The organism is Psychrobacter sp. AOP31-B2-9 (assembly GCF_052378005.1).
Classification (GTDB): Bacteria; Pseudomonadota; Gammaproteobacteria; order Pseudomonadales; family Moraxellaceae; genus Psychrobacter.
The window spans coordinates 1-285 of the sequence record NZ_JBQSXG010000376.1; the positions used below are offsets into that span (position 1 = coordinate 1).

A 285-nucleotide genomic window follows, 5' to 3' on the forward strand; every position below is an offset into this window, starting at 1 on the left:
TAAAGAGTACCCGCATGTCATCAAGTCTTGGCGCAATAACTGGGAGGGCTTAACGGTGTTCTTTGGTTATCCTAAAGACATCAGAAGAGCGATTTATACCACCAATGCGATAGAGTCGCTAAACAGTGTGATTCGAACGGCGGTGAATAAGCGTAAGGTGTTTCCCTCTGATCAGGCAGCATTCAAGGTAGTATATCTGGCAACCCAGCAGGCCTCTAAAAAGTGGTCGATGCCAATCCGTAACTGGACGTCTGCTTTAAATCGCTTTATGATTATGTTTGATGA

The 285-nt window shown here is 44.9% G+C and carries 1 protein-coding gene; it reads left to right on the forward strand.

The genetic code is table 11. The features are described 5' to 3' along the window. The coding region (locus ACT3SX_RS15705; protein WP_443556599.1) for a transposase at positions 1-285 on the forward strand (285 nt) is incomplete at both ends.